Source organism: Aquabacterium sp. (assembly GCF_014378415.1).
Lineage (GTDB): Bacteria > Pseudomonadota > Gammaproteobacteria > Burkholderiales > Burkholderiaceae_C > Aquabacterium.
This window is the reverse complement of sequence record NZ_JACMNS010000002.1, coordinates 21,530-33,928: the sequence shown is the minus strand read 5'-3', so window position 1 is coordinate 33,928 and position 12,399 is coordinate 21,530. Positions and strand designations below refer to the sequence as shown.

General features: G+C 61.6%; 11 protein-coding genes and 2 pseudogenes. 3 read left to right on the top strand and 10 right to left on the bottom strand.

What is annotated here, in order from left to right:
• The 5 genes and pseudogenes from H7225_RS00380 to H7225_RS00360 form a co-directional block, all read right to left on the bottom strand.
• A partial coding sequence (locus tag H7225_RS00380) for a cytochrome b/b6 domain-containing protein (protein WP_290658482.1) occupies positions 1–442 on the bottom strand: 442 nt, incomplete at its 3' end.
• Positions 443–498: 56 nt separating this feature from the next.
• Positions 499–771, bottom strand: a complete 273-nt coding sequence (locus tag H7225_RS00375; protein WP_290658480.1) for a PepSY domain-containing protein — start codon at positions 769–771, stop codon at positions 499–501.
• Between the two features lie 27 nt (positions 772–798).
• The gene (locus H7225_RS00370) at positions 799–1,485 is read right to left on the bottom strand and encodes a Fe2+-dependent dioxygenase (protein ID WP_290658479.1); all 687 of its coding nucleotides are present in this window, start codon (positions 1,483–1,485) and stop codon (positions 799–801) included.
• A gap of 15 nt (positions 1,486–1,500) precedes the next feature.
• Positions 1,501–3,711, bottom strand: a pseudogene (locus tag H7225_RS00365) (TonB-dependent siderophore receptor).
• A 314-nt stretch (positions 3,712–4,025) separates the two neighbouring features.
• On the bottom strand, positions 4,026–5,705 hold the full coding sequence (locus H7225_RS00360; protein WP_290658478.1) for a M48 family metalloprotease: 1,680 nt from the start codon (positions 5,703–5,705) through the stop codon (positions 4,026–4,028).
• Positions 5,706–5,817: 112 nt separating this feature from the next.
• Between H7225_RS00360 and moaC (H7225_RS00355) the strand changes: the two genes are divergently transcribed.
• Complete coding sequence (gene moaC, locus H7225_RS00355) at positions 5,818–6,303, top strand: cyclic pyranopterin monophosphate synthase MoaC (protein ID WP_290658476.1); 486 nt, start codon at positions 5,818–5,820, stop codon at positions 6,301–6,303.
• A gap of 278 nt (positions 6,304–6,581) precedes the next feature.
• Here the strand turns inward: moaC (H7225_RS00355) and H7225_RS00350 are convergent, their stop codons facing one another.
• Together H7225_RS00350 and H7225_RS00345 are read right to left on the bottom strand one after the other, a co-directional pair.
• On the bottom strand, positions 6,582–6,881 hold the full coding sequence (locus H7225_RS00350; protein WP_290658474.1) for a HigA family addiction module antitoxin: 300 nt from the start codon (positions 6,879–6,881) through the stop codon (positions 6,582–6,584).
• Between the two features lie 9 nt (positions 6,882–6,890).
• Positions 6,891–7,169 carry a type II toxin-antitoxin system RelE/ParE family toxin gene (locus tag H7225_RS00345; protein WP_290658472.1) on the bottom strand — a complete coding sequence of 93 codons (279 nt, stop codon included), beginning with the start codon at positions 7,167–7,169 and terminating at the stop codon, positions 6,891–6,893.
• Positions 7,170–7,414: 245 nt separating this feature from the next.
• Between H7225_RS00345 and moaC (H7225_RS00340) the strand changes: the two are divergent.
• Together moaC (H7225_RS00340) and H7225_RS00335 are read left to right on the top strand one after the other, a co-directional pair.
• Positions 7,415–7,504, top strand: a pseudogene (gene moaC / locus H7225_RS00340) (cyclic pyranopterin monophosphate synthase MoaC); the annotation flags it as partial.
• A gap of 85 nt (positions 7,505–7,589) precedes the next feature.
• Positions 7,590–8,633: an AraC family transcriptional regulator gene (locus H7225_RS00335; protein ID WP_290658470.1), complete on the top strand. Its 1,044-nt coding sequence runs from the start codon at positions 7,590–7,592 to the stop codon at positions 8,631–8,633.
• 26 nt (positions 8,634–8,659) lie between these two features.
• Here H7225_RS00335 and H7225_RS00330 read toward each other — a convergent pair whose 3' ends face one another.
• The 3 genes from H7225_RS00330 to H7225_RS00320 all read right to left on the bottom strand — a co-directional run bounded on the left by H7225_RS00330 (position 8,660) and on the right by H7225_RS00320 (position 12,197).
• Entirely contained in the window at positions 8,660–9,349 is a 690-nt protein-coding gene (locus H7225_RS00330; protein WP_290658468.1) for a lipase secretion chaperone, read from the bottom strand.
• Positions 9,350–9,416: 67 nt separating this feature from the next.
• On the bottom strand, positions 9,417–10,241 hold the full coding sequence (locus tag H7225_RS00325) for a dienelactone hydrolase family protein (protein ID WP_290658466.1): 825 nt from the start codon (positions 10,239–10,241) through the stop codon (positions 9,417–9,419).
• A gap of 147 nt (positions 10,242–10,388) precedes the next feature.
• Complete coding sequence (locus H7225_RS00320) at positions 10,389–12,197, bottom strand: O-antigen ligase family protein (protein WP_290658464.1); 1,809 nt, start codon at positions 12,195–12,197, stop codon at positions 10,389–10,391.
• Positions 12,198–12,399: the final 202 nt, after the last annotated feature.

The window sequence follows — 12,399 nt, the reverse complement described above, 5'->3', positions numbered from 1 at the left end:
TCATGGCCCGCACCAGGTTTTCGCGGTGGCGAAGGCTGGTGAAGATGACGCCGATCAGGTGAAGCGCGATCAACACGAGCAAGGTCCATGCGAGAAAACTGTGGAGTTGATCAAGCCAGGCCATGCCCCAGAACATGTCCGTGGTGTACAGCCAGCCAGTGAAGCCCGCGCCCGCAACACACGCCAGAAGCGCCACCACCATCCAGCCGCCCAAAGGGTTGTGGCCGATGTAACGGGGCTCCTGCTTGCGTTTAAGCAGGCGGGCGTAGTGGAGGGTGGTTGATGGGCCACGCACAAACTGTGAAAGCCGCGCGTAGTGACTGCCAATGAAGCCCCAGACCAAGCGTGCGGTGACCGCCCCAAGCGCGACATAGCCCGCAGGTTCGTGGAGCTGTACAAAGCCCAGCCCCCGGGTGCTCAACCAGGCGACGCTGATGGCCATCACCAGTGTCCAGTGAAGCCAGCGTACGCCGTGGTCCCAGACCTTCATTGCCGGGGTTACTTGACTTCGCCTGCTTTTTCGAAGGTCTTGGGGTTGAAGTAAACCTCGACGCGCTTGCCTTTTTCGTCGAAGCCATAGACTTCATAGCAGCCATTGTCGACTTTGACTTGACGTACCTTCCAACCTTCGCCGGTCAGCTTTTTCTGGAGGTCCGTTTGCTTTTTCCATTCTTCCTTGGGGACGTCGCATTTGATGTCGCCGTGGGCGAAGGCGCTGCTGGCCACAGCCAGTGTCAGCATGCCGATGGTGATGATGGAGTAGCTTTTCATGAGGGCTTTTTCGTCAGGGTGAAGAGGTCAGGCATCCAGCCACATCCGCAAATGGTTGTGGTGCGTGCCGGTCAGTCCAATGACGGCAGGATCGGTCTCACCGACTTGGGTGCGCAGTTGCATGAGGTGCATGTCCATGTCGAACAGCAGCCGGCGTTGTTCGGTGCTGCGCACCATGCTCTGGATCCAGAAGAAGCTGGCCAGGCGATGACCGCGCGTCACGGGGTTGACCCTGTGAACACTGTTGCCCGGATAGATCACCATGTCCCCAGCGGCCAGCTTCACGCTTTGGCCGCCGAAAGTGTCTTCGATGTTCAGTTCGCCGCCATCGTACTCGTCAGGCTCGCTGAGGAACACGGTGCAGGAGATGTCGGTTCTGATGCGTTCGGCCGTGCCAGGCACGTAGCGCACGGCCCTGTCCACGTGGTTGCCAAAGCTGTTGCTCGCACCGCCGTAGCGGTTGAACAGGGGTGGCGAGGTGAGCCTGGGCAATGCGGCCGAAAAGAAGATGGGATGGCGCTGAAGCCCGCGCACGACCAAATCTTGAAGAGTCTTGGTTTCGGCGCAAGCTTCAGGCAGTTGCTCGTTGTTTTTGACTTGCGCGGATTGCTCGCCCGAGGTTGGTCGCCCATCGCCCCAGGGGGCTTGGGCGAGAACCTCTCGGGCCCGACGAAGTTCGTCGGGCGTGAGCACTTCACGGACGTGCAGCAACATGGCGCCCAGTTCAGGTCAGAAGCGCATGCCCACGGTCCACTTGAAGGAGCGTGGTTCGCCCAGGATGACGAAGCCCGGGTACAGCTGGTCGCCATACAGCTTGTTGGTGACGTTGGTGACGTTGAACTGGGTGTACAGGTCGGGCGAGAATTTGTACTCGGCCATGATGTCGCCAGCGACGTAGCCTGGGGCCTTTGCCGTGCTCGAGGCTGCACCCGTGCCACCTTGCAATGGACGGTTCTCCGAGGCGCCACGAACACCGCCTGCAACACGAATTTGCGGTGTCAATTGATAGCTGAGCCAGACGCTTCCGGTGTTCTTGGGGGTCAGACCAACACGAGCGCCCAGCCCCGCTCCGCTGGTGCCTGTCTTGTCAATGGTGGCGCCCGGAATGTAAGAGTAAGACATGTACACCTACAGGGCGGAAGTCACTCGTCCAACCACGTCCAACTCCAGGCCTTCGGAATGGCGTTGTCCTGAAAGCGTGTAAGCCGAGGCAGCGAAGTCGGAGTCGTTTGTCCGCTCGTTGTATTTCTCGGTGCGGAACAAGGCGGCGCGCGTTGAGAGTTTTCCATCCAGCCAGTCAAGTTTGGCACCCAGCTCGATGTTGCGGCTCTTTTCCGCCGGTGTGCTCGCGTTTTGCTGGGTTGTGTACTGGTAGGTGTCGGCGGCGGTGTTGAACGACGTGCTGTAGGAGAAATGGTAAGAACTGGTCGGGGTGGGCTGATACAAGGCCCCCGTGCGATAGCTCCACAGGGACGAATAAGTCAGGTGACTGATTGGTGTTGCGGTTGGCGTGGCTGTTGGGGCGGCGTTGGTGCCATAAGTCAGTTGGCCCGTGGTTGCGCTGAATCGATCCCAGCGTAGGCCACCCAACAGCTTCCAGCTGGGGCTCAACTGCAGCAGGTTCTGTGCGTAGGCACCTGCGGATGTTCCCGAGTAATCTGAAGTTTTTCGGTAAAGCGGAGAGTTACCTGTACCGCCCAACGTTGCGCCATCATTTGGGGCGCCCACTGTGGTGTTGGGGCGCGTTCCAAGTGTGTTCAGGAACCCATTGTTTTGGTACCGATCGGCCTGTTCATTGGACAGGTCAATGCCAGCCAGAATGTTGTGGGTCATGCCCAGCCATTGATACTTGTTGCTGTAATCGCTTTGAAGATAGGTCGCGGTGTAGCGATCTTTGCGAGGGTTCAATCCGCCGCGAGTGAGGCTTGTGCTCTCACTGAAATTTCCGGTGGTGGTGCTGGCTTGATAGCCCGCAACGCTGCTCCATTGTTGGCGTTCAAAGGTGCCTGTGCGCAGGTGGCTGCGAAGTTCACCACCATCGGCAAAGCGGTGTGTGTGCGCGAGTGTGCCGTAGGTGGCTTTGCCATCCACATAGTCTGAAGCCATGCCATAAAAATTCTTGGCATCAACATTGGGGACGCTGCACATCGCGGCGGCAGTACAGTTTGTGTTGGTGGAACCATTGGCTCCCAGCCATCGAATGGCGCTCAAGGGCACGTTGTTGGTGTTCAGATAGAACAAGCCTGCCGTGAATTCATCAGCGGTGCCGATGCCCCAACTGTAGGTGGGTGCAATGCCATGCTTTTCGATCTTGGCGCCACCGTTGTCTGATTTGGTGACCATGGCATTGATGCGCAGAGCAGCTTCTTCGTCTGTGCGGATGTTGAAGTCCATCGTGGAGCGGAAATAGCCACGATCGCCAATGGTGCCAACCACGTCGCTTTGGTCCGCAAGCATGGGTTTTTTGGTGACCTGATTGATCACGCCGCCGGTGGATCCCCGACCGAAGATCATTGAGGCTGAGCCACGCATCACTTCAATGCGGTCGTAGTTGAAAGTGTCTCTGTCGTATTGGGACGGATCACGCATGCCGTCGATGAGCAGATCGCCGGTGCTGGCGACCGGGAAGCCGCGCAGGCGGATGTCCTGGTCAGTTCCATTCTCGGTGGCAGCAAAGGTGATGCCGGCGGTGTAGTGCAAGGCTTGCTTGAGCGTGTCGAGCTTGACGTCGTCAATGAGCTTTTCCGTCATGACGCTGATCGACTGCGGAATGTCACGCAGTTCCTGCTTGCCTTTGCCAAGGGTGGTCGTCACCGCTTGGTAGTTTTGCTTGGCGGGCGATGCGTTTTCTTTACTGCCTTTCACGGTCACTTCAGGCAAAGGCGCATCGGTTTTCTTGCCAGCGTTGTCAGCCGTTTGGGCCAAAACGGACGAGCCCATCAGGCTCAGGCCGAAGCCGGCGGCGAGGGCGCCCAGTGACAGGGCGGGATTGGTGCGAGGGCGGGACATGACAACTTGCTCCGGAAATGAAAGACGGACCCAGAACGTGAATATCATTGCGAATGATAACAATTCGCAATGCGTTTCGCTTTGGCATTGATCCACTGAAATCGGGGGTGGACAATGTTCTCCGGGGAAAGGCTTGAGACCAGCAGATGGTGATCGAGTGGAGCCATTGTATTGCGAATAAGTCTCATTCGCAATTTAATGACCCGACCCATCTGCAGGTTGAAACCCCGGCGTCAGGGCGTCATTCAGCGAGCCCCGTCCTCAACCAGGTCATCGCGTTGCTGGCGGCGCCAGACGCGCAGGCGGGATTGCATGACCGACAGCTCGATGGCGTCGGCGGCCGAAGCGTGGCGGACATTCTTGCTGCCGCCTTCGATGCGGTCGATGGCGCCGGGCAGGTCGCCCAAGGCTGCGGTGGCCTCGGCCTCGGCCCGCACCGCGCGCAAAGGCTGGCCCAGATTGCGCCACAAAGCGGCCAGCAGGCCCCATGAGGTGGCATCCTCCGGGTGGACGCTGACCTGGGTTTGCAGGCGTGTGGCGGCGTCCTGCCAGGCCTCGCGGTTGTCGCGCGCGTCGGGCATATTCAGGGCGATGCGCGCGTTCATGAGCAACTCGGGGCGGGCGTCCAACAGCACCGCGCCCTGGCCTTGCGCCACCGCATTGGACAAGACGGCGGCCGCTTGCACGGCTTGGCGGGCATCGACCAGCGTGTCGGCCTCTTCCAAAGCCAGGATGCGCTCCACCGCCGCGTGCTGCGCTTTGGGCAAACCCGCCGCCGCAACGCGGGCTTGCTTCAAGGAGGCGGCCACCTGGCCCCGGTCGTTCAGGCGTTGCGCCGCCACGGCCGAGGTGTAGTGCAAGGCCACGGCCTCCAGGGCGGATGCCCCTTTGGGCACGGTGGCATTCAACAAAGGCATCAGGCTGACGCTGCGCGGGTCCATCAAGACCCGGCTGCGGGCCGACATCAAGGCGTGCTGCGCCACCAGCATTTCACGGGCATCGCTGTGGTCAACGGCGGGCGGCAGAAAGCCATTGGTGCCCATGCGCGAACGGGCTTCGCCAATGCGCTCCGTCGTCAAAGGGTGGGTGCGCAGGTAAGGGTAGCTGTTGTCGTCGGTCAGGCGCGAGGCCTGCTGCAGGTGCTCGAACATCTGCGCCATGCCGGCCGGCGCAAAGCCCGCATCGTTCAGCACGCCAAAGCCCACGCGGTCGGCCTCGCGCTCCATGTCGCGCGAAAAATTGAGCTGCCCCTGGATGGCGATCGCCTGTCCACCGGTCATCAAGGCCTGGGCCGCCGCTGGTGCGCGGCTGACCGCCAGCGCCCCCAGGATCATCGAGGCAATGCTGATCCACGACTCACGGCTTTGCTCGCTGATCATGCGGGCGATGTGCCGCTGCGTCACGTGCGACAACTCGTGCGCCAGCACCGAGGCCAGTTCGTCCGGCGTCGTGGTCATGGCCAGCAGCCCCAGGTGCACACCAATGTAGCCGCCCGGCAAGGCAAAGGCATTGACGCTGCGCTCGCGCACCAGGAAAGGACGCCAGGCGTGGGTGGAATCGATGTCGGCGCTCAGGTCGCCGCGTTGGCGCGCGCTGGTCAGCAAGGCCTGCCACGATTGGTTCACGTACTCCAGGATCAGTGGGTCGTCGATCACATCCGGATCCGGCAAGATGGACCGCATGATGCGGTCGCCCAGCCGGCGCTCGGCCATGGGCGACAAGGTCTGCGCGGCAGCGTCCCCCAGCGAGGGCAGGGCCAGCGACGAACTGCTTGGTGGCAAGCCCAGGTCGCTGGTTGAGGCGGCGCTCAGGCCGAGCGGCCAGGCCACCAGCAGGGCCATGGCCACGGCGTGCCACGCTGGGGTGCGGGCGGGCAGGCGCTTCGCGAGGCGGGGGGCAGCAGAAGACGGTTTTTTCAAAAGCATGTAGGCGCAAGAGGTTGGCCACGCTGGGCAGTATGCTGTGTCTGTCACCGCTTGGAGTGTCGGGCCTGAGTGCAGGTTCGGCGTGCAAGGTGATCTTTACATCCCAGACATCATGACCGAACTGACCCATTTTGACGCCCAGGGCCAAGCCCACATGGTGGACGTGTCCGACAAGCCAGCCACCATGCGCCGTGCCGTGGCCGAGGGCCGCATCCGCATGCAGGCCGAAACCCTGGTTCTCATCACCGAAGGCCGCGCTGGCAAGGGCGATGTGTTGGGTGTGGCGCGCATCGCGGCCATCCAAGGCGCCAAGCGCACCTCTGACCTGATCCCTTTGTGCCATCCCTTGCCTTTGTCCAAGGTGGCGGTCGAGTTCGAACTAGAGCCCGACCCGCCCGCCGTGCTGTGCCGCGTGACGGCCCAAACCGTGGGGCCCACGGGGGTTGAGATGGAGGCCCTGACTGCCGTGCAGGTGGGCTTGCTCACCATTTATGACATGTGCAAAGCTGCCGATCGGGGCATGGTCATGACCGACGTGGCTTTGGTGGAAAAGCTGGGCGGGCGCAGCGGGCATTGGCAGCGCCGCGATTTACCTTGATGAGGTGATTTCGGGGTGATTGCCTAAAACAGGCACCTTCTTTGGATCACTGTTGGATCAACCAAGTCAATGAGCTAATGACACTTCCAGGCATTAGGCACCATCTAAATGGTTGCCAATTGCAATAAGCTATTGACAGAACTGACGGGGTAGGTTTTTGGTTATGGCTCTGCGCGACTGCCAACCACCTGGCTAAGTTTTTTCGGGAGCTCGAAAAAAATTGTAGGTCTAAAAGAGGACACAAGCTGCCCCCCTCTGCCGCTCCTCGCCACCCTGCGTTATGCAGCTTGAAACACCCTAATGCGGGGCGTCACTGCAGCCTGAATCAGGCGTGCTGCCACCCTCAAGTCGTACTCGGTCTGTAGGTTCAGCCAAAAACGTGCCTCCATAGAGAAGAACAGGCCCAGGCGAATGGCCGTATCGGCAGTGATGTCGCGCTGCCCATTCACAAGCTCACTGATGCGGCTGGAGGACACATCAATGTCTGCTGCAAGCTGCCGACCCGTGATCCCCATCGGCTTCATGAAGTCTTCAAGCAAGATTTCGCCGGGGTGGATTTCGTCAAGAAGTTTGGTCATTATTTGCGCCTAGTGGTAGTCCACGATTTCGACGTTATGGGCACCATCTGTCCGCCAGACAGAGCACACCCGCCACTGGTCATTGATGCGAATGCTTTGCTGCCCCTTCCGATCACCCTTGAGTGCCTCAAGGTGGTTGCCGGGTGGAACCTTCAAGCTGACCAGCACTGTCGCCGCATGCAGCATCAGCAGCTTGCGCCGTGCAACACGTTCAATGTTCTTAAACCTGCGCACTGCCTGACTGTTGAAAAGTGCCTCAGTGTCGGGGCATGCGATGGACCGAATCATTCGACATTCTGATCCGCATAAGAGATTCTGTCAAACAGATCATATTTGTATCACCTCACTCATTTGGTGAGGATGCCTCAATGCGGGGGCGCCATCAAAACAGCGAGGTTGCATACCCGTCACGCCGTACCCTAACGAGATAGCGCCCTGAGCGCTCAGTGATCGATGCCATTGGGTGTGATCCTTTGTCAGTTGGATCACCCGTGGATCACTCCATCAAGAAAGCTTCCCTTTTCATAGACAAGGTCTATGACATGTGCAAAGCCGCCGATCGGGGCATGGTCATGACCGACGTGGCTTTGGTGGAACAGCTGGGCGGGCGCAGCGGGCATTGACAGCGTTTAATCCCTTCTGCTTGATTCAAAGGGGCGGACGATCACCTATAGGCATAAAACGCGACGCGACTAAGATTGGGTGGCCATGCAGAACCCGAGGCTTCCTCCCTTCAATGCGCCGCGCACGCTCAACGTGACTTATGCGCGCGTCCTGGTCGGCCATGTTCAACAGGTCAGGCCGGAGTTGCTGCACCTGCTGAAGGCGCAGCAATTGGCTTGCCTGGCGCAGAACGACCCGAATGACCGCTGCACCTTGCGCGATTGGCATGCCTTGATCGACGCGGCTGAGGCCTTGCTGGGCACGCCCGACCTGGTGCCCGAGCTGTCTGAGCAGTTCAAACCCTGGCACGCCGGATTGATGGGCTTCACCCTGATGACCTCTTCCACGGTGAACGAACTGGGGGGGTTGCTCAAACGCTTTCACCACCTGCTCAACGACGTCTTCGTGGTTGACCATGGTGTGCGCGAGGCGCGCTTTTTTCTGCGCCTTGACGCTGCCACGTCGGAGCAGTCGCACCGCCTGGCGCGCCTGTCGTTTTGCATCTGGGCGCGGCGCCTGCGTTGGCTCACCGGTCAGCCTGACATGCGGCTGGACGTCTCTTTCGCCGGGCCTCCGCCTGCGGACATGGCACCTTACCGGCGCATCTTTGGCGGCACCGTCCGTTTTGACCAGAACGACAACACCCTGTGGGGAGACTCCGAGTGCGCCCAGTTGCCCATCCTGTCGCAGGACGCGGCCAGCCACGCCTTGCTGTGCGGGCAGGCGCAAAAGCACCTGGAGCAGTTGTCCCACAGCGCGGACCGCTTCATTGAGCAGTTGCAAGTCGTGATCAGAACACGGCTGGACGCCGGCAAGGTCACGCTGGAAGACGTGGCAACGGAGCTTCACCTACCGCCCCGAACCTTGCAGCGCCGCCTGGAAGAGTCGAACCTGAATTTCAGGCTGATGGTGGACGGCGTGCGCAACTCGCAGGCGCAACACTACCTGAGCGAGACCGAGATGCCGCTGGTGGAGCTGGCCTCGGCCATGGGCTTTGCCGACCATGCCAGTTTCAACCGCGCGTTCAAGCGGTGGACCGGCTTGTCGCCCGGTGCATTTCGTCGCTCAAGGGCGACGGCTGTGATTTAGCGCCAGACCGGCCATGTAATCCGGCATCAAGGCGAGCTTTTCTTCAACGTTTCCTGGGCCAGGGCGGCCTTCTCTTCCAATGACAGGTTGGGGTCGCTTTGCTTGCCCATCAGTGTCAGCAACTTGCGCGAAGTCTCCTCTTCTTCGCCATACAGCGCTTCGGCGCGTTCGGCGCCAAAGTACTGTTGGCGCAAGGCATGAAGGCCCGCCAACTGGCGCGCGGCCTCGTCCAGCGAGCCGATGGTCAGCTCGGGTGGGTAGGTCTGGGTTACGGCCTGCGCGTACTGCGCGTACTGCTGGAACAAATCTTTCAATTCGCGGCGAGCCTGGGCGGGCAGCCCTTCTGAAAACGCGTCCAGCTTTTGCAAGGCCTCGTCGCGCGGATAAAGCGCGTGCACGCGTTCGACATCCACGCGCGTGGTGGGGTCCATCGCAAGCTCGCCATGGCGATCTGCCCTGAACCTGGGGGGGATCATGCTATCGAGCGGATTGCGTCCTGCGGGCAGGTTCGGGGTGCTGGCCGCGCCTGACGCCAGTGGCGACGCGGCCGTGGCCATCGCCTCGTGCGGCGTTGGAGTCGCCCACGTGATGGGCGCCGGGCCGCTGTGGTTGCTGGCGGCCACGCCCGCCGTCTTGTCGTGCGTCCAGGCCCATCCGCCTGCGGCCACCGCCACCGCCGCCAGTGCCGACGCCAACCACCATTTTTTCCCGATCACCTGGAGTCTCCATTCAATGAAAAAACCGGTGCATCTGCACCGGTTTTGCAAGGTTTCAACCGCGTGTTTAGAACGGGCCGGTCGAGGTGAAACTGGCCAAAGCGGCGTCCTGACCATTCAAGAACTGGCTGTAGCGGGTATCGCCATCGGCGAAGCGCTTCACCCACGAGATGTTGCTGTAGCTGGTGGGTTCGCTGGCCTTGGTCGGAAAGAAGTGATCCGCGCCAGTGATGACGGCCAGCATCTTCTTGGTCGTGGCGGGAATGATGTCGTAGAACTTCTGCGAATGGCCGGAGACCGGGGCGATGGTGTCGTTTGTGCCGCCAAAGATGGCCACGGGCACCGTGAGCGTCTTCATCTTGGTCGTCGCGGTGTCCCACGGTGCAAAGGCCACGGCGGCGGTCAGGCCGGGGGTAACCCCTGCGGCTTCCAGTGTGCCACCGCCACCCATCGACCAGCCGGAGACGACCTGGCGTGTGATGTCAATCTTGCCTGCTGCTGCGCCGGTGTTCAGCGCGGCCACGGTCTTCAATGCGGCCAGCAATTGCGTGGCGCGGCTGGATGGGAAATCAAACAGCGTGTTCGTCGTGATGGCCACGACCACAAAACCATGGGTGGCCAAGCGCTTGCTCATGTCGGTCATCGAGCTTTGCGGGGACACGAAACCGGGGCACACCGCCACCAGCGCGTACTTGCCCGCCGTGTTGGGCGAGTAGACCGTGCCGCCGCCAAAGCCGCTGCCCTTCACGACTTGAGAAGTGACCGCGTAGGGGCCATCCTTCTGCAGGTCGGCCAGCGTTGGAGCCGGGCCGTTCTCGATCGCCTGGGCGGTCGATGCCAGGGCCAGCAGGCCCAGGGAGATGGCGGTCAGTGAATGCTTGATTGAGAACATGTTGTGGGTCCTTGCTGGTGTGTCTGTTGATTGGATTCAGTACAGGCTCATTGTTGGGCCGGACAAGTGGCAAGTATTGACCCAAGGCACGGACTCATTGTTTGAACGCGCCAAGCAAGGGGTATGTCCTGTTGGGGGTTTCGATAGTTATTGCTTTGGCAAAAGCTCGCGCCAGTCATACACCCGCTCCGCCGGCGTGCATTGAAACGGCGCTTGCGCCAGGTCAGGCTCGTCCTTGCACTCGTCCAGGAAAGCCTGGCTGGTGGCATTGCGAAACTCCCTCAGCCGGTCCACCACGAAGCGCCCCTTGTCGACCTCGCCATGCTCGGCCAGCGAGCGCGCATAGGCCATCATCAGGCGCGCGTCCACCAGGTTGTGCAAGGTTCGGCTGAAGGCCAGTGGTGGCTTGGACGGCTCATCTTCGTCCACGCCCGTCACATCGGCGTAATCGGCCTGGTAGGCGAACCAGGTCGTGTGCTGGCCAAACTTGATGCGCTCGCTCAAAGGGCCAGCACCTTCGCGCGGCGCGTAGATGTTGGCCGCCGCCTGGAAGTCCCAGGCACACCAGGCCGTGAGGATGGAGATGGCCAGCGCCCCAGTCATCAAAGTCGAGTTGGTGCTCGGGTCGGCCGCCTGGGTGGTTTGGCTTGGCTCGGCCTGACGTGCCCGCGCGGCCAGCCCCATGCCCCAGGCAAAAGCGGCGGGCAGCAGGAAATAGCTGTACCAAAGCGGGTACTCCAGCAGGCTGTGCAAGCCCACCAGCGTCACGATCACGGCAGTCGCCCCAGCGGGCGTGCCAGCGAAGACCTGGCCTGGCACGGGCGCGGCATTTTTTTTCAGGCCCGGACCCAGCAAGCCCCACAGGCCCCACAGGCTCAACATCGTCATCAGCACGGTCACAGGCAGGCCAAACTCCACCGCCCATTGCAGCAGCACATTGTGGGTGTGGTCAAAGAAAGCGACCGGACGGGTCGGGAAGGGCGTCAAGGTCCAGGCCAGGTTGAACTCGCCATAGCCCACGCCCGTCCAGGGATGCGCGGCGATCAGGTCCAGCACATTGGCCCAGATCTTGAAGCGTGAACTGGAGATGTCGCTGTGGTCATGCAAGCGCGCTTCGGCGGCAAAGGCCACGCCCGTGTCCATGTGCGACCACTGCCACATGCCGCCCCACCAGGCGCCATAAATGACCGGGGCCAGCATCAACACCAGGCGCAGCCGCCCAGGCAGGTCGCGGTCACGCCAGCCCCACACCGCCAGCAAAGCCATCGCGATCATGCCCGTGCGCGAGGCGGTGAACACCACCCCCCCGATCATCAGCACGATGGCCGCGATGGCCAAAGGCCGGGGCCAGCGCCCACGCGCGCCCAACCAGGCCGCGGCACAACACGACCACACCAGCAAGGTGCTGAAGTGGTTGGGTTGCCGCAGATTGCCCACCGCGCGCCCGGGCATGGTGGGTTCCGCAATCCAGGTGCCATCGGCCCAGGCCGGGTGAAAGACCTGGATCAGTGCCAACACCATGCCCGCCACGCCAGCCCACGCCAGCGCTTCGCAAAACACATCGAAGACACGGTGGCCCTGGTCGCTCAAGCCCGCGCGCCAGGCCACCACGAACACCAGCAGCGCCGACAAAGCCATGCCGCCGCCCATCATGGCCAACCCCAGGGGCAGGCCGCTAACGAAGGGTGCTGCCAGGGCCAGGCCTGCATTCAACAGCAGCACCGCTGACAAGGCCCACATGGGCCCCTGATGGCGGGTGGGCATCAAACCCTGACCACGCAAGACGGGCCCGGCCAGCGAGGCCATCCACAGGCCCCAGCCAAACAAGGCCAGCACCTGGTTGTAAAACGTGACCGAGGGCGACTCGTGGGCGGCCAGCAAAGTGGGCGCCACGATGGCCAGCAGGGCCAGGGGCAGCCAGGCCTGTGCGGATGGGAGCTTGGAAGTTGAACTCATCCGCGCATTGTCTCGCGTGCAAAGCCTCGGGTCGGCCTGGCCTTGCAAATGCAGGCTGACTGGCAAGTCATGTCGTCTTTGCCGCAACTTACCCGCTTGTTCACCTTAGCGATGCGCAGTTTGGCCGTGGCCACCCTGGCCTGCGTGCCCTGTGGCTGGTGACCTGGCACCACCTTGTTCGCCGCCCGCCCTTGGGGTCAGT

Coding starts and splice junctions, on each gene's coding strand:
- moaC (WP_290658476.1), top strand. CDS start 5,818: ATGACCGAACTGACCCATTTTGACGCCCAGGGCCAAGCCCACATGGTG.
- H7225_RS00375 (WP_290658480.1), bottom strand. CDS start 771: ATGAAAAGCTACTCCATCATCACCATCGGCATGCTGACACTGGCTGTG.
- H7225_RS00360 (WP_290658478.1), bottom strand. CDS start 5,705: ATGCTTTTGAAAAAACCGTCTTCTGCTGCCCCCCGCCTCGCGAAGCGC.
- H7225_RS00345 (WP_290658472.1), bottom strand. CDS start 7,169: ATGATTCGGTCCATCGCATGCCCCGACACTGAGGCACTTTTCAACAGT.
- H7225_RS00350 (WP_290658474.1), bottom strand. CDS start 6,881: ATGACCAAACTTCTTGACGAAATCCACCCCGGCGAAATCTTGCTTGAA.
- H7225_RS00320 (WP_290658464.1), bottom strand. CDS start 12,197: ATGAGTTCAACTTCCAAGCTCCCATCCGCACAGGCCTGGCTGCCCCTG.
- H7225_RS00370 (WP_290658479.1), bottom strand. CDS start 1,485: ATGTTGCTGCACGTCCGTGAAGTGCTCACGCCCGACGAACTTCGTCGG.
- H7225_RS00335 (WP_290658470.1), top strand. CDS start 7,590: ATGCAGAACCCGAGGCTTCCTCCCTTCAATGCGCCGCGCACGCTCAAC.
- H7225_RS00325 (WP_290658466.1), bottom strand. CDS start 10,241: ATGTTCTCAATCAAGCATTCACTGACCGCCATCTCCCTGGGCCTGCTG.